At 70.0% G+C, this 19,458-nt stretch carries 12 protein-coding genes; 7 read left to right on the plus strand and 5 right to left on the minus strand.

Translation table 11 applies throughout. The features are described 5' to 3' along the window. Nucleotides 1-14: 14 nt before the first annotated feature. Nucleotides 15-968, minus strand: coding sequence for an RraA family protein (locus tag TsocGM_RS08235; RefSeq protein WP_199756721.1), 954 nt, complete (start codon nt 966-968; stop codon nt 15-17). A gap of 249 nt (nt 969-1,217) precedes the next feature. Between TsocGM_RS08235 and TsocGM_RS08240 the strand changes: the two genes are divergently transcribed. The 5 genes from TsocGM_RS08240 to TsocGM_RS08260 all read left to right on the plus strand — a co-directional run bounded on the left by TsocGM_RS08240 (nt 1,218) and on the right by TsocGM_RS08260 (nt 9,111). Next, entirely contained in the window at nt 1,218-3,107 is a 1,890-nt protein-coding gene (locus tag TsocGM_RS08240) for a pyrroloquinoline quinone-dependent dehydrogenase (RefSeq protein ID WP_126724825.1), read from the plus strand. 136 nt (nt 3,108-3,243) lie between these two features. Further along, nucleotides 3,244-5,010, plus strand: coding sequence for a PD40 domain-containing protein (locus TsocGM_RS08245; protein WP_158633433.1), 1,767 nt, complete (start codon nt 3,244-3,246; stop codon nt 5,008-5,010). Nucleotides 5,011-5,384: 374 nt separating this feature from the next. After that, the gene (locus TsocGM_RS08250) at nt 5,385-7,277 is read left to right on the plus strand and encodes a DUF1592 domain-containing protein (protein WP_126724827.1); all 1,893 of its coding nucleotides are present in this window, start codon (nt 5,385-5,387) and stop codon (nt 7,275-7,277) included. A gap of 3 nt (nt 7,278-7,280) precedes the next feature. Continuing rightward, entirely contained in the window at nt 7,281-8,708 is a 1,428-nt protein-coding gene (locus tag TsocGM_RS08255; RefSeq protein WP_126724828.1) for a DUF1552 domain-containing protein, read from the plus strand. A 229-nt stretch (nt 8,709-8,937) separates the two neighbouring features. Beyond that, the gene (locus TsocGM_RS08260; RefSeq protein ID WP_126724843.1) at nt 8,938-9,111 is read left to right on the plus strand and encodes an H-X9-DG-CTERM domain-containing protein; all 174 of its coding nucleotides are present in this window, start codon (nt 8,938-8,940) and stop codon (nt 9,109-9,111) included. Between the two features lie 90 nt (nt 9,112-9,201). Here TsocGM_RS08260 and TsocGM_RS08265 read toward each other — a convergent pair whose 3' ends face one another. After that, nucleotides 9,202-10,632 carry an arylsulfatase gene (locus TsocGM_RS08265; protein ID WP_126724829.1) on the minus strand — a complete coding sequence of 477 codons (1,431 nt, stop codon included), beginning with the start codon at nt 10,630-10,632 and terminating at the stop codon, nt 9,202-9,204. A 585-nt stretch (nt 10,633-11,217) separates the two neighbouring features. Continuing rightward, nucleotides 11,218-12,381, minus strand: coding sequence for a potassium channel family protein (locus TsocGM_RS08270; RefSeq protein WP_126724830.1), 1,164 nt, complete (start codon nt 12,379-12,381; stop codon nt 11,218-11,220). A 321-nt stretch (nt 12,382-12,702) separates the two neighbouring features. Here TsocGM_RS08270 and TsocGM_RS08275 point away from each other — a divergent pair, with 321 nt between their 5' ends. Both TsocGM_RS08275 and TsocGM_RS08280 read left to right on the plus strand, forming a co-directional pair. Then, entirely contained in the window at nt 12,703-14,061 is a 1,359-nt protein-coding gene (locus TsocGM_RS08275; protein ID WP_126724831.1) for an SGNH/GDSL hydrolase family protein, read from the plus strand. Then, a complete protein-coding gene (locus TsocGM_RS08280) occupies nt 14,058-17,498 on the plus strand; it encodes a PVC-type heme-binding CxxCH protein (protein WP_126724832.1) in 3,441 nt (1,146 codons plus the stop codon). The genes TsocGM_RS08275 and TsocGM_RS08280 overlap by 4 nt, the downstream gene beginning before the upstream one ends. Before the next feature lie 72 nt (nt 17,499-17,570). Here the strand turns inward: TsocGM_RS08280 and TsocGM_RS08285 are convergent, their stop codons facing one another. Together TsocGM_RS08285 and TsocGM_RS08290 are read right to left on the minus strand one after the other, a co-directional pair. Continuing rightward, nucleotides 17,571-18,005, minus strand: a complete 435-nt coding sequence (locus TsocGM_RS08285; RefSeq protein WP_126724833.1) for a PPC domain-containing DNA-binding protein — start codon at nt 18,003-18,005, stop codon at nt 17,571-17,573. A 193-nt stretch (nt 18,006-18,198) separates the two neighbouring features. Beyond that, the gene (locus tag TsocGM_RS08290; protein WP_126724834.1) at nt 18,199-19,365 is read right to left on the minus strand and encodes a hypothetical protein; all 1,167 of its coding nucleotides are present in this window, start codon (nt 19,363-19,365) and stop codon (nt 18,199-18,201) included. Nucleotides 19,366-19,458 lie beyond the last annotated feature (93 nt).

Genomic DNA, 19,458 nt, shown 5'->3' on the forward strand with positions numbered 1-19,458 from the left:
CGGGCGAGGCCGCGTCAGAGCAGGGGCTCGATCACCGCTCGAGGGATCGGAGGCTTCTCCGGCCTCTGGTCGAGCCACTTGTAGAAGTCGGCCTTGATCTCTTCCGTCCAGGGGATATCGATCTGCCCGGGGGTGTAAACGCCGTCTCGGAGCCGGATGTGGCCGAACTCGTCCTTCAGCGCGATGACCTCGGACGTGACCACGACCTCCTCCGCCAGGTGGGGGGGGATGATTATCACCCCCTCCCGCTTGGCCAGGACCACATCGCCGGGCAGGACCGTCACCGCGCCGATCCGGATCGGCCGGTTGATCGAGGTCAGGACCATCCCCTTCAAGAACGACGGATCCCAGCCGCGCACGAAGGCGTTGAACCCCTCGATCTGGCTCAGCCCGTCCAGGTCCCGGGCGCCGGCGTTGAACACGACGCCGTTGCCGGAGCGCGCGTAGATGGCGTTGCCGAGGTTGTCGCCGATGAGCGTCCCATCGGCCACCTTGCCGCAGCCGTCGGCAATGTAGACGTCCCCCGGCTGCAACTGGTCGATCGGCCAGGAATTCGACGGGCCGATCCGGCCCTCGGCCTGCCCGGTTCGGTTGACCTGCTCGACGAGATCGGGGCGAGCCGGCAGGTAGGCGGCCGTCAGCGCCCGGCCGACCACCGGCCGGTCCGGGTGGATCGTCTGCCAGCCTCCCTCAAACTGGTGCTCGTAACCGTGCCGGCGGAGGACGTCCCAGGCCTCCTCGATCGAAACCTTCTCCATCCGCCGGAGGAGGTTGTCGGGGACCATCGGCCTGCCGTCGGGGGATCGGTCGCCGGTCCACTGACTCGTCATCGCCAGTAGGTCGGCCTTCGACGCGGCGATCCCGGACGGCGACTCCTGGGCCACCGCCTCCCGGGTGGTCGACATCCCGAGGACGAGAACCGCGGCGATCGCGGCCCTCCCGGTAGCTCGGTCGAGGAGAGAAAGCATCAGAGGACGACTCCGCTTCTGGAAGAAACCAGGGCGCGACCCAACGCCCCGGAAGCCGCGTCGTTCGTCGAGGAGGACGGCTCGTCGAGCGGCCTGAACCGACCCTGAATAGCCCGCCGCGGGGCGATCGTCAACACACCCCCGCCCCCGGCCCCGGTTCTCCCCTCGGTGGGATCGGAACCTCCCTCCCCGGGGCCCCGGCAGGTAGACTGGGGGCCTCTTCTCCTGAGTGACATCCGGAACCGAACCATGCGACCTGACCCGATCGCCCTCGTCGTCCTCCTGGCCTGCTCCGGGATCGCTGGCGGCCAGCCATCGAGGACCGTCGACTGGCCCGCCGTCGGAAACGACCCCGGCTGCATGCGCTACTCGGAGCTGGACCAGATCAACCGGAGCAACGTCCAGCTGCTCGAGCCCGCCTGGACCTACCGCACCGGGGAGCTCGAGGGCCGGGTCGGAAAGACGATCGAATGCACACCGATCATCATTGACGGCGTGATGTATGTCACCACGGGATACCTCCGGGTCGTCGCCCTCGACGCGGCGTCCGGCGAGGCGCTCTGGGAGGTCGATCCCCTGAACGAGCATCCCTGGGAGCATGCTCCCGCCTCGGGCGGCGTCAACCGGGGCTGCGCCTACTGGAGCGACGGGGATCCCGACGGCCAGCGGCGGATCATCCACGGCACGTCGGACGGCCGCCTGTTCTCGATCGACGCGAGGACCGGAGCGCTCGACCCGGCGTTCGGGAACGGCGGGATCGTCAACCTCCGCGAGGGCCTGGAGCCGAGGTTCGCCCGGCTCAGCTACGGCCCGACCTCCGCGCCGGCGATCTGGGAGGACACGATCATCGTCGGCGTCTCCTGCGGGGAGGGACCGGGAATCGCCGCCCCCGGAGACATCCGGGCGTTCGACGTCCGCTCGGGAGCGGAGCGCTGGCGATTCCACACCGTCCCCGAGCCGGGAGAGTTCGGGATCGAAACCTGGGAAGGGGACTCATGGAAGGACCGAGGGGCCGCGAACGCCTGGGGAGGGTTCAGCGTCGACACCGATCGCGGGATGGTCTTCGCCGGGCTCGGCTCGGCGGCGTTCGACTTCTACGGCGGCGACCGCCTCGGCGCGAACCTCTTCGCCAATTGCACCATCGCCCTCGACGCCCGGACCGGCGAACGGATCTGGCACTTCCAGACCCTTCACCATGACCTCTGGGACCACGACCTGCCGGTGTACCCGAACCTCGTGACCGTGACTCGGGACGGCCGGCCGGTCGATGCCGTGGCCCAGGTCACCAAGACCGGATTCGTTTATCTGTTCGACCGAGAGACGGGAACACCGCTGTTCGAGATCGAGGAGCGCCCGGTCCCCGCCTCCGACGTCCCCGGCGAGCGGGCCTTCCCGACGCAGCCGATCCCGGTCAAGCCGCCGCCGATCTCCGCGCAGCACCTCGACGAGTCGAACATCACCACCATCGGCGAGGCCAACCGCGAGTCGGTCCTCCGGCAACTGCGGCAGCTCCGCAGCGGTCCCGCCTTCCTTCCCCCCAGCCTCCAGGGAACGGTCGTGATTCCGGGCTACCACGGCGGGGCGAACTGGTCCGGGGCCTCGTTCGACCCGGAGACGGGGCTGCTCTACGTCAACTCGAACAACGTCCCGAACATCATCACCCTGGTCGAGGAGTCGGGGGACCAATCGCGTCGCTACGGGCCGTTCGGCCACCTCGGCTACGTCCAGTTCCGGGACCTCGAGGGCTACCCGGCGATCGAGCCCCCGTGGGGCGTCCTGAACGCGATCGACCTGAACTCGGGAGCGTTCGCCTGGCGGGTGCCCCTCGGGGAACACCCCGAGCTGACCGCCCGGGGCATCCCCCGGACCGGCACCGAAACCTTCGGAGGCTCAATCGTGACCGCCGGCGGCCTGGTGTTCATCGCCGGCACGAAGGACGAACGGATCCACGCCTTCGACAAGGCGACCGGCGAGCTGCTCTGGGAGCACCCCCTGCCGGCCGGCGGCTATGCGACCCCGTCGACCTACATGGTCGACGGCCGCCAGTACCTGGTCATCGCCGCCGGAGGGGCCGGCAAGCTCGGCACGAAGGCCGGCGACTCGTTCGTGGCCTTCGCCCTCCCGGTCGACGGGGAGTGATCCCGCTCACACTCGTCGGCGACGCGGCGCGGGCAAGGCGAGCGCAGCGTCCCCGGACGTCGACCCTCCCGGCGGGCAGCGCTCGCCTCGTCTCCCTGGGGCTCGATCGAACTCGCGATCCGAGGAACTGACCGTCATGATCTCCGCGACCCTGATCTCGATCGGCCTGACCCTCTCGTCCGGCGAGGCCCCCTCGGAGCAGGCTCCCTCGCCGTCCGGGGTCCGGCCCGAGGGAACAATCGCCTTCGCCTCCCTCGCGCCGAGGGGCTGGGACCTCTATGCGGTCGAACCGGCCTCCGGTCGCGAGCGTCGCGTGACCGACCACCCCCTCCTGGACTACAACGCGGCCCCCTCTCCCGACGGCCGCCACATCGCCTTCGTCACCGAGCGCGACGGCAACCCGGAACTCGCCCTGCTCGACCTCGACACCGGCAAGGTTGAGCGGCTCACCAGCGCCTTCGCCCTGGACGACCACCCGGCCTGGTCTCCCGACGGTCGGATGCTGGCCTTCTCCAGCACTCGGGAGCCGGCCGAGGAGCCGGGGAGGCCGTGGAACGCCATCTACCTCCTGGACCTGGAGGATCGGTCGATCCGGCGCCTCTCGCCGCCGGGGGCGGCCGACTTCTCCCCGTCCTGGTCTCCCCGGGGGGACCTGATCGCCGTGGCCTCCGGAGACGGCCGCCCCGGGGGGACGGACGTCTGGGTCATGTCCCCGGACGGGAAGGATCGCCGGCTGGTCGTCGAGAACGCCGGCTGGCCGTGCTTCTCGACCGATGGCGAGTCGCTGTTCGTCCATCGCCGGGAGGACGAGTGGGGCATCTGGAAGGTCGGGCGGGACGGCTCGGACCCGGAACGGATCACCCCGGCCGGCGTCTCGGCCTTCACTCCCCACGCCTCGGCCGACGGCAAGGCGGTGTTCGCCGGCATCGAACGGGAAGGCCACCGCCAGATCGCGCGGATCGACCTCGAGTCTCGAGCGATCGCGTACCTGACCGACAGCCCGACCGACCACTGGAACCCCCGCAGCGCTCCCGATGGCTCGCTCGTCTACTATCACCGCCAAGCCCCCGACACCTCCCCTCCGAACGTCGAGGAGTGGGGTTCCCCCGACGAGGCTCGCGTCCGGATGCTCCGGCTCGACGGAGCATTCCCGGCCTTCTCCCCCGACGGGACTCGCCTGGCGCTGGTCGGCGGCAGCTTCGATCGCCTGGACGTGATGGGGGTCGACGGGAGCGATCGCAAGACGCTCTATCAAGGATCGCGTCGCGCGCTGTTCAGCACCTCCTGGTCGCGAGTCGGGGACCGGATCGCCTTCGCCCGGGGCCCGGTCTTCCAGGGCCCCGAGGGCGACGTGGACATCCTGCTCATCTCTCCCGAAGGGGGAGAGGCCGTCCCTCTGACCGACTCCCCAGGCAACGACGGCTTCCCAGCCTTCTCCCCCGACGGCGAGCGGCTGGTCATCCGGTCGGGACGGGATGGCCGGAAGAACCTCGACCTCATCGGCCGGGATGGGACCGGCGTGACCCGGCTGACCGAGGGGGACTGGACCGACTCGATGGCCGACTGGTCCCCGGACGGGCGCTGGATCGTCTTCGCCAGCGACCGAGACGGCGACTTCGACCTCTGGATGGTCCGGCCGGATGGGTCGGGCCTGAAGAAGCTGCTCGGCGGCGGGGGCCGGGACAACCACCCCCACTTCTCCCCCGACGGGGAGTGGGTGGTCTTCACCAGCCAGCGAGCCGGCCAGTCGGCCGAGGAGGCCTCCTTGCCCGATCAGCCGCAGCCCTACGGGGAGCTGTTCGCGATCCGGGTCGACGGGACGGGGCTGATCCGCCTGACGCACAACGGGTTCGAAGAGGGAACCCCCGCCTGGGGACCCCGGTCAACCGCTGTTGGACAGTGATCGGGCTCTCGGGAGTCCGGCCAGTCCGGGCGGGGAGGCCGCCCAGGCGGAGGCCAGGGCCGGGGCCGGGGCCGTTCGAGTCGGCCAGGAGCGGCGAACGGAGGGCCGCTCGCTCCGATCTCCGATCGCCACGGAGCCGGCCTGGCGTCTCCCTCCGATCAACGGGACGCGATCTCCCGGGGCACCCCCCCGTCGTCAGAAACCTGGAAACCATGTTTGCGAAACGTTAAACTCACGCTGAGATCATTCTGGTCGGAGCCTCCTCCTCCCACCCGCAGGTTCCCCAGCAATCCTCCTCACCGCGATGATCCGGCCCCGTGGCGGCCCCCGCCTCGCGGGTCGGAGGCGATGACCCGGTTTCTGAGGTGAGCCCCATGTCCCTGGCGACTCCCGCCCTGATCTTGCTCGCCCTCGCCGCGAGCCCCGACGACCAGGGCGACGGGCCCGCCACGTTCGCCGGAGACGTCCGACCGGTCCTCGAACGGTCCTGCTCCCGGTGTCACGGGCCCGAGGTCTCGAAGGCCGGCATCGACCTCTCGGTGCTGGCCGACGAGGAGGCGTCCCGACGCTTCATCGACCTCTCCCTCCAGGTTCTTGACGCCGTCGAATTGCGGACGATGCCCCCTCCCGACGAGCCGGGTCCGACCGAGCTCGAGCGTCAGCGGCTCGTCGAGGCCCTGGGGGAGGTGCTCGACGCCGTCGGAGAGCCGACCGACCCGGGCCGAGAACCGATTCAGCGCCTGACTCATGAACAGTACAACAACTCGATCCGAGACCTGCTCGGCGTCGACCTCCGGCCCGCCGACGACTTCCCGACCGATGGCAGCGGGGGAGAGGGGTTCGACAACAACGGCTCGACCCTGTTCATCCCGCCGATCCTGATGGAGAAGTACCTCGCGGCGGCCGGCAAGGTCCTCGACGCCGCCGCTCCCGAGGCCTTCCTCGTCGCAAGGCCCTCCGACGACGGCCTCTCCCCCGACGAGGCGGCCCGACGCTGCCTGGAGCGGTTCGCCACACGAGCCTTCCGACGCCCGGCGACCGCCGAGGAGATCGATCGCCTGATGCTCCTCGTCCGCCGAGCGATCGATCGGGGAGACTCGTTCGAGGACGCCGTGAAGCTCGCCTTGAAGGCGGTGCTCGTCTCTCCCAGCTTCCTCTTCCTCGGCGAGCGCCAGAGAGAGGCCGGGACCGAGGACGGGGCCGAGGCCGAGGGCCCCTACCGGATCGACCCCTTCGAGATGGCCGCCCGGCTCTCGTACTTCCTCTGGTCGAGCATCCCCGACGACGAGCTCCTGGAGCTGGCCGCGTCGGGACGGATCTTCGAACCGGAGGAGATCGACGCCCAGGTCCGCCGGATGCTCGCCGACCCGAAGTCGCGCGCCCTGGCCGAGCAATTCGCCGGCCAGTGGTTCCGCCTCGAGCTGCTGAAAAGCGGGGCCGAGCCGAGCCGGAGGCGGTTCCCCGAGTATTCTTCCGACCTGCGCGACGCGATGATCGAGGAGCCGATCGCCTTCTTCCACGCCCTGCTGCGCGAGGACCGCTCCCTGCTCGATCTGATCGACGCCGACTACACCTTCGCCAACCATCGGCTCGCCGAGTTCTACGGGATCCCGGGAGTCTCCGGCGACGAGTTCCGCCGCGTGGCCCTGGAGGACGCGAACCGAGGGGGCGTGCTGGGCATGGCCGGCATCCTGACGCTGACCTCCTACCCGGGCCGGACCAGCCCCGTCCTGCGCGGCAAGTGGGTGCTCGAGGAACTGCTCGGCACCCCCCCGCCCCCCCCTCCGCCGGACGTCGACACCCTCTCGCAGGACGACCGGCCCATCGACGGCCTGACCTTCCGCCAGCGGCTGGAGCGGCATCGCGAGCAGCGCCGCTGCGCCTCCTGCCACGCCAAGCTCGACCCGCTCGGCTTCGGACTGGAGAACTTCGACGCGATCGGCCGATGGCGGGACGAGATCGCCGGCGTTCCGGTCGACTCCTCGGGCCGACTGACCTCCGGCGAGGAGTTCACCGGCCCGGCCGAGTTGAAGCGGATCCTCAAGGAGTCGAAGCGCGACCTGATCGTCCGCAACCTGATCGAGCGCATGCTCTCCTACGCGCTCAGACGAGGCGTCGAGTATTACGACGCGCCGACCATCGAGGCGATCGCCGTCGCCCTGGACGAGCAGGGCGACCGCAGCCAGACGCTCATCTCGGAAGTCGCCAAGAGCTACCCGTTCCAGTATCGCCGCGACGAGCCGATCGCGGCCGAGGAGGAGAACTGACCGATGAGCCAGCCGTTCCGACGGATCACGCGGCGGACGATGCTCCGGGGCCTCGGCGTCGCGATGGGCCTGCCCTGGCTGGAGGCCATGCAGCCCGCGGCCGCCCGGGCCATCGAGGGAGGAGGCGCCTGGCGTCCTCCCGTGCGCATGGCCTGCCTCTTCGTCCCCAACGGCGTCAACCCGCACGCCTGGACCCCCGAAGGGATCGGCCGGGACTTCGAGCTCTCTCCGATCCTCGCTCCGCTGGCCGAGCACAAGGATGACCTGCTCGTCCTGACCAACCTGATGAACCGGGCGACCGACACCGGAGACGGCCACTACGTCAAGACCGCCGGCTGGCTGACCGGCACGACGATCACCCGGACCACCGGCTCCGACCTGGATTCCGGCGGCGTCTCGATCGACCAGCTCGCCGCCTCCCGGATCGGGCACATGACGCCGCTGCCCTCGCTCGAGCTGGGGGTGGATCCCGTGACCCGGGGCGTGGACACCAACGTCGGCTACACCCGGCTCTACGGCTCCCACATCTCGTGGTCGACCCCCACCACCCCCCTGGCCAAGGAGATCAACCCGAAGCTCGCCTTCGATCGCCTCTTCCGCTCCCAGGCCGCCGAGTCGTCCGGCAACATCGAGGACGACCGCAGCGTGCTCGACCTGGTGATGGAGGACGCCCGAGCCCTCCGCTCCCGGGTCGGCCACGCCGATCGCCTGAAGATCGACGAATACCTCGACTCGGTCCGGGCCGTCGAAACCCGGATCGCCTTCGACGCCGAGGGACGCCGCGCCCGATACCTCGACGACCCCGACGCCCGGCGCGACATCGAGGCCCTCGGCGGCCGCATCGACACCTACGTCCACGACGCCGGCCACCTCCAGGAACGGGAGCTGGACCACACCGAGCACGTCCGCCTGATGCTCGACCTGCTCGTCCTGGCCTTCCAGACCGACTCGACGCGCATCGGCACGTTCATGTTCGGCAACGCGGTCAGCGGCAAGGACTTCTCGTTCCTCGACGGCGTCCGGGGAGGCTTCCACCAGCTCTCCCACCACGAGAACGACGACGAGAAGCTCGAACAATACAAGCGGATCAACGCCTGGCACAGCGCCCAGCTCTCCTACATGCTCGGCCGGATGCGGCAGGTCCGCGAGGGGGACGGCACGCTGCTGGACAACGCGATGGTCCTCTTCGGCTCCGGCCTCCGAGACGGCAACCGGCACGACCCGCACAACCTCCCCATCCTCCTGGCCGGCCGGGGAGGGGGCACTCTGGCAACGGGTCGCCACCTGCGCTTCGGCAAGGACACGCCGCTGTGCAACCTCTTCGTGTCGATGCTCGATCGCGTCGGCACCCCCGTGGAGCGCTTCGCCGACAGCACCGGCCCGCTGCCCGGCCTGGACAACCCGGACTTCGTCCCCGTCGTCTCCGGCTGAATCGCCCGCCCCTCCCCGCCGGCTCGGACTCGCAGACGACCCCGGAGCCGACCTCCTCACCCACGGCCTGGCCTTCGCCCGGGTGTCGAGCCCTCCCCTGACCGTCGCCGGATGCGACGCCGCCGGCGCCGGCTGGCTGTTCAACAAGGGGGTGGGGTAATGGGACGACAATTACCTCAACACCCGTTACAACCACCACGAGACGGCCAACGCTTCTCGGCCGGACTGCATCACCGATCACAATCCCGGCTGGAAGGCCGCTCGCAGCCTCCATCCGGGAGGGGTCAACGTGCTCTTCTGTGATGGGCATGTCGATTTCATTCAAGAAACCGTCGACCCGACCGTCTGGCGAGGGCTCTCCACCCGATCCCGGGGGGAAGTGATCTCGTCGGAAGCCTATTGACCGGCCGGCGGTCGCATGCTTTCCCCTCGGAGGCGCCGGCGTCCCGCCGTCCGAGGGGAACACTCGAGCAAAACAAAACGTCCGCACCGGTCAGTCTTTGGAAAGCCCCCGCAGCGGCCAGGCGGGCGACTCGGTCCGGGCGATGCTCAGATATGCTTCGATCCGAGCGACGATCTCCGGGTGCTCGGCCGCCTGGTCCTTCTCCTCGCCGAGATCGGTTTCGAGGTCGTACAATTCGAGCGGCCCGTCGGGAGCCAGCCGCACGCCCTTCCATCGACCCATGCGAACTGCTTGCTTGGATGCCCGGCCCTCGTGGAACTCCCAGTAGAGGAACTCGTGTTCCTCCTGGGTTCTCCCGGCCGCCTCGGGGCCGATCAGGGAGGGGACCACGGAGAGGCCGTCGAGGTCGTCGGGCAGGGCGGCGACGGCCTCGGGGCCGGCCAGTTCGGCCAGGGTCGGGGGGACGTCCCAGAAGGCCCAGACCTGGTCGCTCACCGCTCCCGCGGGGATGTGACCGGGCCAGCGGACGAGCATCGGCACTCGGATGCCCCCCTCGTAGAGGTCGCGCTTGATGCCTCGGAGGGGGCCGTTGCTGTCGAAGAACTCGGGGTCGAAGTCGCGACCTCCCTCGCGGTGGGGGCCGTTATCGCTGGTGAAGAAGACGATCGTGTCGTCGTCGATGCCCAGCTCGTCCAGCTTCGCCATCAGCCGGCCGATGTCGGCGTCCATCCGGGCGATCATCGCGGCTTTGCCCTTCTCCGTCTCGGGCCAGTCCTCCTCGGCAAACGCGCCGAGGTCGGGAACCTCCATGCCGTTGCCGGTGGCCCGGGAGGCCTCGTTGTTCGCGTGAGGGATCGTCAGGGCCAGGTACAGGAAGAACGGCCCGTCGCGGTGCCGATCGACCCAGGCCAGGGCCTCCTCGACGAACAGGTCGTGCGAATAGGTCCCGCGCTCGACGGCCACGTTCTTCTCCGGGCCGATCACGTTCCCGGGGATCTCGACCCGCTCCTCCTGCCGCCAGAGGAAGTCGGGATAGGAATTGTGGGCGAGCCCCTGGTTCAGGTAGCCGAAAAAGTCATCGAACCCTTGCCGGTTCGGCACTCCGGTCGAGCCGTCCTCGCCGAGGCCCCACTTGCCGATCAGCGCGGTGTGATAGCCGGCGGCCTTGAGCGCCTCGGCGACGGTCACGTCTTCGGGCAGAAGCGGATCCCGGGCGTTGCCTCGGATGCGGGCGTGGCCGGTGTGATATCCGGTCATGAGCACACAACGGGACGGGGCGCAGACCGTGCTGCCGGCGTAGACCTGGGTGAAGCGCATCCCCTCGGCGGCCAGGCGGTCGAGGTTCGGCGTCCGGAGCGTTTGCTGGCCGTAGCAGCCGAGGTCTCCCCAGCCGAGGTCGTCGGCCAGGATGAACACAACGTTCGGAGGCTTCGGCTCGGGCCCGTCCCCGGCCGACCGGGCGACCGGCCCCGGGCAGGCAAGCAGGAGGGCAAGCGCGATCCTCGAGGCGATCGTCCGCATGGCGGGTCCTCCCCTGCTCGGTTCGATTCGATTCGATTCGATTCGATTCGATGGGATTCGGTTCGATTCCGTCCCGATCGACGCGATGGTCCCGCTCGCGTCTCGGGCCTTCCGACGGGACGGGGGGGAAGCGCCCACCATAGCCTGATCGAGGGCGACTCGCCAGGACCGAGCAGCCCGGACGGCCCGGATCCCATCCCGCACGGAACCGAGGCCGAGCGACGGAGCAGGGGAGAGCGCGAGGGTCAGGTTCCTGGAGGGCCCCCCTCCGAGGGACCGAGGTCGTGCCGACTCCGGCTCGAACGGCCCTCTCCGCTGGGGTCGGCACAGTCCCAGCGGCCGTCTTGCAAGTCAAGCGGCCGGCGTTCAGGTGCCTCGGGGTCCGGCTGCGGAACCCGAGCGGTTGTCGGCTCCGCCACGGGTGGAAGACAACCCGGGGGGCCCACCCGAGGGGCAAGCGGCCGAACCGACGGTTGCGGCGGCCCCCAGCCCCATTGCCTTGCGATCAGACCAGGAATCGGCCAGGCTCCCTGGCGAGGCGACCGGCGTGGCTCGTCGATCGGATCGACAGCGGCGCAGAGGCGGTCAGGGGGAGTCTTCCGGGGGCAGAAAAGGAGCCGGGGAGGATCGGCTTTCCCTGGGGGGGGGCGTGCGGTCCTCCCGACGGCGGTTGAGCCGCTCCAGGTCGACGAGCCGGGCGATCGGGGCGATGGCGAGGATCTCGTCGCCGGGGCGGAGGACGATCTCGTGGTCGGGGTTCACGTTCGTGCCGCCCGGACCGTGGTGCATGACGATGTTCACCTGGCGGTCGGCCTGGATCTCGCCGACGGATCGGCCGACGAGGTCCCCGCCGGGCTCGATCGTCAGGTCGATCAGGTGGACGTGCCGGCCGGCGAGCTGGAAATCCTGGTACACCTTCCGGCCGGTGGCGGCGGCCACGAACGCCGGCGCCGCGACCTTGGCGGTGGAAACCGCCGGCAGGGCGAACGAGCCGGCGACCTTCTCGGCCAGCGACTCGTCGAACATGCGGAGCACGATCCGGGCCGAGGGGTTGAGGTCCCGGGCCGAGAGGGCGGAGTCCAGGTTGGCCAGGTCGTCCTGCGTGGCGAGGACGACCGCCCTCGCCCGTCGGACGCCGGCGGCCTCCAGCGTCTTGGGGGAGCGGGCGTCGCCGCGAACGATCGGCACGTCTCGGTCAAGCATCTCCTCGATCAGCTCCGACTCGACGTGCGGCCGCTCGACGATCACGACCAGCTCTCGAAGCTGGAGGATCTCCTTGACGATCTGGTAGCCGACCGTCCCCAGGCCGACCACGATGACGTGGTCCCGATACACCGAGGCGACCATCCGATGCCACTCCGGCAGGTTATTCTTGCGCGAGAAGACGAGATAGCCGAGCCTCACCAGCGAGTCGGCCATCGCCCCGAGCCCGACCACCGGCACGAGGAAGAAGGCGACCTGCAAGTACCACTCGTCGGGGAACTCCAGGAACCCCTCGACGAAGATCAGCAGGAAGATCCCGTAGCAGGCCTCGGCGAAGCCGAGCGTCTCGCCGTCGTGGTGATACGTCTTGTGGAGGAGCCAGCCGCCGAGAACCACCAGGCCCCAGAAGACCGAGAGCGACCAGCGGAATTCCCAGAGCAGGTAGCGGGCGTACCGGGCGTAGACCCTGGCCTTGAGCCAAAGCGCCCCGAATCGGTCGCGCGGCCTGGGCCCGACGGCCCAGGTCCAGACCGGCTGCCCCGACACCGCCGGCCCTCGGCCTCCGCGGGAGGGCGGGGTGCCAGGCCCTCCTTCCTCGCCGATCGCGGTCACGACACCGCCTCTCCCCGGGCCCGGCCCGGCAGGTCGAGCCCCTCCGTTCCACCGCCCAGCGATCGAGATCCGCCCCATCGCCGATCCGACGCCTCGCCGCCGAGGCGATCTCGCGGATCCCGCACTGGTGGGCCTCCCCGGTTGGATTGTAGCGGCCCTGTCGGATAGAGTGCAGGGACCAGCCCTCCCATTCCAACGACCGCACCACCGCACCGCCACCGAACGAACGACCGAACGACGACGGGGCCTCCACCGATGACACACCTGGCGATCGCCCTCGGCCTGGCCGGGGCCCTCGCGGCGCTCCCGCACCAGGACGACGGACCCGACGGCCGCCCCCCGATCGAACTGCGCGAGGGGGACCGCATCGTCCTCCTGGGCGACGCGCTGATCGAGCGCATGCAGGACTTCGGCGATCTCGAGGCGATCCTCACCGCCGCCCACCCCGACCAGACGATCACCTTCCGCAACCTCGGCTGGAGCGGCGACACCGTCTTCGGCGAGGCCCGAGCCGGCTTCGGCACGCCGGAAGACGGCTTCAAGGAACTCGTCGCGCAGGTCGAGGCCGCCGCGCCTTCCCTCCTGATCGTCGGCTACGGCGCCAACGAGTCGTGGGCCGGCGAGCAAGGGCTTCCCCGATTCCGAGAGGGATACGGGCGCCTGCTCGACGCGCTGGAGGCAACCGGGGCGAGGGAAATCGTGCTCCTCTCCCCGATCGCCCAGCGCGGGCCGAATCCGCTCGATCCCTTCGGCGAGCTCCCGCACAACCGGGACATCCAACGGTACGCCGAGGCCATCGGGCAAATCTCCCGAGAGCGGGGCCATCGCTTCATCGACCTCTTCACGGCAATGACCAATCGCCCGACGAGGAGCCTGGCCGACATCAAGGACGGAACGCCGCCGCCGATGATCCCCCTCTCCGTGAGCTACAGCGACGACGGCATCCATCTCGACGAGCCGGGCCAGGAATCCCTGGCTCGATGGCTCTCGGATCGCCTCTTCGGCGCCGTCTCGGGGGCACCGCACGCGAGGATCACGGTCGGCGAGCAGATCGCCATCGAGGCAACCCACGGCTCGATCGCAGACGTGACCCTCATCCCCGGCGGGATCCGGTTCCAATTCAAGCGGACGAGCCTCCCGGACCGGGAGCCGGCGCTCGGCTCAATGGCCCAGGGCACGATCCGAGTGGACGGGTTGCCCGAGGGCCTCTATCGCGTCTCCTGCGACGGGGAGCCCCTCCGCGCCGGGCATGGAACAATTCCCCCGCCGTTCGACGACCGTCTCGGCGACCACGGCGACAGCGGGGCGACCCGCGTCGGGATCACGGTCGTCCCGGGCTCCTTCCCGGTGGAGATCGCGCCCGACCGGGAGCAATTCGAGGCCCTCCGCCGGGCGATCATCGCCAAGAACCGCCTGTATTTTCATCGCTACCGCCCCCAGAACTCGACCTACCTGTTCGGCTTCCGCAAGCACGAGCAGGGGAACAACGCCGTTGAGGTCGAGCAGTTCGAGCGCCTCGTCGCCGAGGCCGAGGCCGAGATCGCCCGGCTGAAGGTGCCAGCGCCCCACGAGTACCAGCTGGTGCGCATCGCCGAGGAGGACGACGACCGATGAGCCAAGCGCCGATGACGACCCTCGCCGCCCTCCTGGCGATCGCCCCGGCCGCCCTCGCCCAGCGCGACCTGGCCGAGCTGCCCGACCCCGACCCCGCCGCCGAGCTGCGCTCGTTCGACGTGCTCGACGGGCTGGAGGTCAACCTCTGGGCCGCCGAGCCCATGGTCTCCAAGCCAATCCAGATGAACTGGGACGAACACGGGAGGCTCTGGGTCGCCAGCTCGCCCACCTACCCCCAGCTCCAGCCCGGCCAGGAGGCGAACGACCGGATCCTCGTCCTGGAAGACACCGACGGCGACGGCACCGCCGATTCCTCGACCGTCTTCGCCGAAGGGCTGCTCATCCCCACCGGCATCCTCCCCGGCGACGGCGGCTGCTACGTCGCCAACAGCACGGAGATCCTCCACCTCAAGGACACCGACGGCGACGGCCGGGCCGACTCGCGTCGCGTCGTCCTCTCCGGCTTCGGCACCGAAGACACACACCACATCGTCCACACCTTCCGCTGGGGCTTCGACGGCCTCTTCTACTTCAATCAATCGGTTTATATTCACAGCCATGTCGAGACGCCATTTGGTCCCCGGCGCCTCGGCGGCGGCGGCATCTGGCAGTACCGGCCCGGAACCGGCCGGCTGGAGGTGTTCGCCCGGGGATTCGTCAATCCCTGGGGACATCATTACGATTTCCGAGGCCAGGTCTTCGCCACCGACGGCGCCGGCTTCGAGGGCGTGGCCCACGTCATCCCCGGAGCGACCTATACCGCCATCAGCAATCCCGAACGCTTCCTGCACGGCCTGAACCCCGGCAGCCCGAAGTACTGCGGGGCGGTCATCGCCAGCGGCCGGCACCTGCCGGAGGAGCTGGTCGGCAACCTCGTCACGAACGACTTCCGCGCCAACCGGGTCGTCCGCTTCGCGCTGGAGGACGACGGCTCCGGCTTCGTCTCCCGAGAGCAAGAGCCCCTGATCCGCTCCTCGCACGTCGGCTTCCGTCCCATCGACGTGCTCATGGGGCCCGATGGAGCGCTCTACGTCGCCGACTGGTACAACCCGATCATCCAGCACGGCGAAGTCGACTTCCGCGACCCCCGCCGCGACCATCAGCGCGGCCGCATCTGGCGGATCACCGCCAAAGGCCGCCCGCTCGTCGACCGCCCGGCGATCGCCGACGCCCCCACGCCCGACCTCATCGACTCCCTCACCTCCCCCGAGGGCTGGACCCGAGAGCAGGCCCGCCGCGTGCTCCGAGAGCGAGGAGCCGACGAGGTGCTGCCGGCCCTCTCCGCCTGGCTTCAGCGGCCCCGGCTCGCCGGCGACCCGGAGGGAACCGACGCCCCGCTCGAAGCCCTCTGGCTCCACCAGGCCCTCGACGTCGTTGATCCCGACCTGCTCTCCTCCGTGCTCCACTCCCCCGACCCCGACCTCCGCGCCGCCGCCTGCCGAGTGGCCGGCTCCTGGCACGACCGGCTCTCCGACCCGATCGAGACGATCGCCCCGATGGTCGTCGACGAGCACCCCCGAGTCCGCCTGGAGGCGATTCGGGCCCTCGCCGCCGTGCCCGACCCGAGAGCGGCCGAGGCCGCCCTCCGGGCCTTCGCTCGGCCCATCGACACCGAGCTGGACTACGCCCTCGACCTCACCTCCCGAGAGCTGGCGCCGCGCTGGCTGCCCCTGGTCCGGGAGGGATCGTCGGACCTCGGCGGCCCGGAACCGCTCGCGTTCGCCCTGCTGGCGGTCGGCTCCCCGGAGGCGATCCCGCCGCTGATGGCCCTGATCCGAGCGGGGGCCCTGCCGGAACGGTTCGAGGCCGAAGCCCTGGCCCTGATCGGCCGGCTGGGCGAGCCGGACGACCTGCGACGGGTCTTCGACGCCGCCTTCGACCCCTCCCGCCCCGACGACCGCCGCGCCCGGCTGCTCGACGCCCTCGCCTCCGCGGGCCGGGACCGGGGCTCGAAGCCGTCGGGCCGCCTCGACGAGATCGCCGCCCTCGTCTCCGATCCCGGCGTGCCCGCCGCCGTCCGGGCCGCCGCCGCCCGGGCCGCCGGGGCCTGGTCGCTCGACCCCCGCCGCTCCGGCCTCTCGGGACTGGCGGCCGACCCCGAAGCCCCCCCCGAGGCCCGCCGGGCCGCCCTGGCCGCCCTGGCTGAGTCGGGAAGCGACGACGCCCGGGGCCTGGTCGCCTCGCTCGCTTCCTCCGCCTCCCCTCCCTCCGTTCGGGTCGGCGCCATCGAGGCGCTCGCCTCCTTCGATGTGAACGCCGCCGCGTCTCTCGCCGTCGCCGCGCTCTCCGAGGACGGTTCCGACCCCACCGCGATCGTCGCCGCGCTGGCCGGTCGTCGCGGGGGTCCCGAGGCGATGGCCCACGCGCTGGACGGCGTCTCCCTGCCGGCCGACACCGCCAAGCTCGCCCTCCGGGCGGCTCGCCCGGCCGACCGGGACGAATCGCCGCTCGTGCACGCGTTGAACCGTGCCGGCGGCCTGGGGGCCGAGCCGGCGAGGGCGACTCCGGAACAGGTCGCCGCCCTCGTCGCCGATCTCCGCTCGCAGGGCGACCCCGCCCGAGGCGAGCGCCTCTTCCGCCGCGAGGAGCTGCAATGCGTCAAGTGCCACGCCATCGCCGGCGCCGGCGGCAAGGTCGGCCCGGGGCTGGAGAGCATCGGCGCCAGTGCTCCCGACGACTACCTCGTCGAGTCCCTGCTCATCCCCGATAAGGCGATCAAGGAAGGCTACCACTCCCTCGTGGTCGCCACCGACGACGGCCGCATCCTCTCCGGCATCCCGATCCGGGAGGCCGACGGCGTCCTCGTCCTCCGAGACGCCGAGGGGGCGGAACGCTCCCTGTCGACCTCCTCGATCGAGGAGCGGGCCCCCGGCAAGTCGCTCATGCCCGCCGGCCTGGTCGACCCGCTCACCCGGGCCGAGTTGCTCGACCTGCTCGCCTTCCTCTCCGCCCTCGGCGAGCCTGGAGCCTACGCCGTCGGCCCCGAGCTGGTCGTCCGCTCCTGGGAGGTGGTCGCCCCCACCGGCCCCGCCGCCGAGGCGATCCGACGCCTGGGCATCGACGGCGCCCTCGCCGGAGACGACCCCCGGCTCTCCTGGCAACCGACGACCACCCTCGTCTCCGGCTCCCTGCCGATCGACGAGCTCCCCGCGATCACCGCCTACAACGACGCCACCCCGATCACCGTCGCCCGGCTCCGCTTCGAGACCGCCGCCGCCGGAGACGTCCTCCTCCGCCTCGGCTCGGCCTCGGGCCTGACGCCCTACCTCGACGGCGTGCCGGTCCCCCCGGCCGACGACCTGACCCTCGACGTCGGCCCCGGCCTGCACACCCTCTCCTTCGTCATCGACCGCCGGACCCGGGACGAACCGCTCCGCGCCTCCTTCCTCGACGTGCCCGGCTCCGCGGCCCGGCCCCGGCCCCTGGCCTCCCCCTAACCTCCTTCGGCCCGGCCCGGATCGCCATTGCGAACCGCCTGGCTCAAGCGATCCGGGCCCTTCCCCCTCGATTCACGGCCGGATCAGCGCCAGCCCCGAGACGCGATCCGGCACCTTGTGCAGGTGCTCCGGCTGCTCGTCGATGATGACCTCCAGCGTCGGCCGGACGATCCCCTCCTTCAGATGGCCGCCGACGGTCGATCCGTCTCGACGGCCCAACACCGCGTGCACGTGGACCGCCGGCTCGTCGCCGTCCAAGGCGATGTCTCCCAGCAGCGAGAGCACCTCGACCTGCTCGGGCACCGGGATCGACTCGTACTTCTTTGTTTCCCAGTTGAAGTACGCAAGCGTGGCCTCTCGGAAGGCGCCAATGGCGGTGATCCGGGAGCCTCGGAGGTCCATCGCCTTGGCAAAGTCCAGCAGCCCCGCCATCGCCTCGTCGCCGGTCTGGAAGACCAGGACATAGGTGCGCAGGCCGTGATGCTCATGCAGAAGCTTGTGTCTCATCGTCAGTCCTCCTCGCTGGTGGCATCCTCAATCGTCTTGCCCGGAGCGACACCGGCCGACCCGGGTCAGGGCGGTTCCCCCCCGCGACACGCGTCGCCCGGATTGGCTCCCTGCGGACGGGAGGCAGGGGTCGTGTCGATCTCAGCCCCTCGACACTGGCGGGGTGGCCGGCCATCCCCTCCGACCGACGCGATCAGCTCAGCAATTCCTCGACCAACGCCTCGATGTCCTGCCCCGCCTCGCTCTCCGCGATGACCCGGCGAACGTCGCGCCGCACGGCCGCGAAATGCCGTCCCGGATCGAGTTCCAGCGCCCCGATGGCCGCCTCCAGCTCCGCCCCCCGGGCGGAAAGCCGGCGGTGGAGGTCGTCGTCCGCGTCGTACAGCGGAACCGGCAGTTGCCAGATGTGCTTGTCGAAATGCCGCTCGTCCTTACCGTAACTCATGAAGGGCCTGACGAGTTCGGTGAAGGTCGCAGAGTTCAGGATGGCGCACAGGTAATGAGCCTCGGCTGTAGTCGCCGCGGTCGCCCAGTAGAGTGCGTGATCGATCACGGCACGGCGATCGTTGAGCCGTGCAGCCACAAGATGCATGCCCGACTTGTTGTAGACAATCCGTTCCGACTGGATCGGGTACTGTTGCTCGAACTTTCGCTGAAAATCAAGCTGCTGGATAAGAGTAAGGCGATTGCTAGAGCGATGTTTCTCCCAAATTGCCTCTGCTCGGCGCCACCAGAACGCTAGCCCCTCATAAGCTTCGAGCCGATCGGTTTGGCCGTCCATGATCCCCTCCCGGTCCCTGGGGAGCACGGCCTCAAACGTTTCTGCAATTCGATACGGGAGAACACTTTCGCCGAGGAGCACGGGCCGGATGAATTCGGTTTCGACGACTCCTTCCAGCGCCGGCAGGTCTTTCCACGGTTTCTTGTCGTTGGATCGCTGGAGCGAGCGGACGGCAGCCTTGCCGGCGGGCATGCCCAACGGTCCTGCGTCCTGTCGCGTCACGAAGAAGAGGAGACGCGGGACGATCGTCGCCCCCTGCCGGAAGCGATCCGACCACGGAGACGTCGGGTCGTCGCCGGTCGGGCGAGCCCTCCCCGGCGATCGTTGAAGGTGGCGCTCAACCGACACCCAATTCGCATTCTGCTCGGGCACCCGGCCCGACCAAATGACCACCTCGGTGGGCAATGGCGTCGGCGCTTCGGCCCGCGTGCCGAACAACACGGCCGAGCCGCGAGGGAAGAAGTGAGGGCGAATCCGGCGAAGGTCCCACGCGGGCTCGAACGCGATCGCGACAGGGTTCTTCGAGTCGGGACGCTTGTAGCGTCTCCTTAGCCTGAGGGATTCTCTGGACACTTTCATGGGCCATAATGGTCCCGGAAGGAGTACCAAAGATGACCAAGAAGAGCACGACGACCGACTCCCAGGATCGAGGCCGCTTCTCGGCCAGGCGGA

The sequence above is a fragment of the Tautonia sociabilis genome (assembly GCF_003977685.1).
Lineage (GTDB): Bacteria > Planctomycetota > Planctomycetia > Isosphaerales > Isosphaeraceae > Tautonia > Tautonia sociabilis.

Bases quoted from the DNA above. Each gene is read 5' to 3' on its own strand.
- TsocGM_RS08255 (WP_126724828.1), top strand. From the start codon at position 7,281: ATGAGCCAGCCGTTCCGACGGATCACGCGGCGGACGATGCTCCGGGGC.
- TsocGM_RS08265 (WP_126724829.1), bottom strand. From the start codon at position 10,632: ATGCGGACGATCGCCTCGAGGATCGCGCTTGCCCTCCTGCTTGCCTGC.
- TsocGM_RS08285 (WP_126724833.1), bottom strand. From the start codon at position 18,005: ATGAGACACAAGCTTCTGCATGAGCATCACGGCCTGCGCACCTATGTC.
- TsocGM_RS08290 (WP_126724834.1), bottom strand. From the start codon at position 19,365: ATGAAAGTGTCCAGAGAATCCCTCAGGCTAAGGAGACGCTACAAGCGT.
- TsocGM_RS08245 (WP_158633433.1), top strand. From the start codon at position 3,244: ATGATCTCCGCGACCCTGATCTCGATCGGCCTGACCCTCTCGTCCGGC.
- TsocGM_RS08240 (WP_126724825.1), top strand. From the start codon at position 1,218: ATGCGACCTGACCCGATCGCCCTCGTCGTCCTCCTGGCCTGCTCCGGG.
- TsocGM_RS08235 (WP_199756721.1), bottom strand. From the start codon at position 968: ATGCTTTCTCTCCTCGACCGAGCTACCGGGAGGGCCGCGATCGCCGCG.
- TsocGM_RS08280 (WP_126724832.1), top strand. From the start codon at position 14,058: ATGAGCCAAGCGCCGATGACGACCCTCGCCGCCCTCCTGGCGATCGCC.
- TsocGM_RS08275 (WP_126724831.1), top strand. From the start codon at position 12,703: ATGACACACCTGGCGATCGCCCTCGGCCTGGCCGGGGCCCTCGCGGCG.
- TsocGM_RS08250 (WP_126724827.1), top strand. From the start codon at position 5,385: ATGTCCCTGGCGACTCCCGCCCTGATCTTGCTCGCCCTCGCCGCGAGC.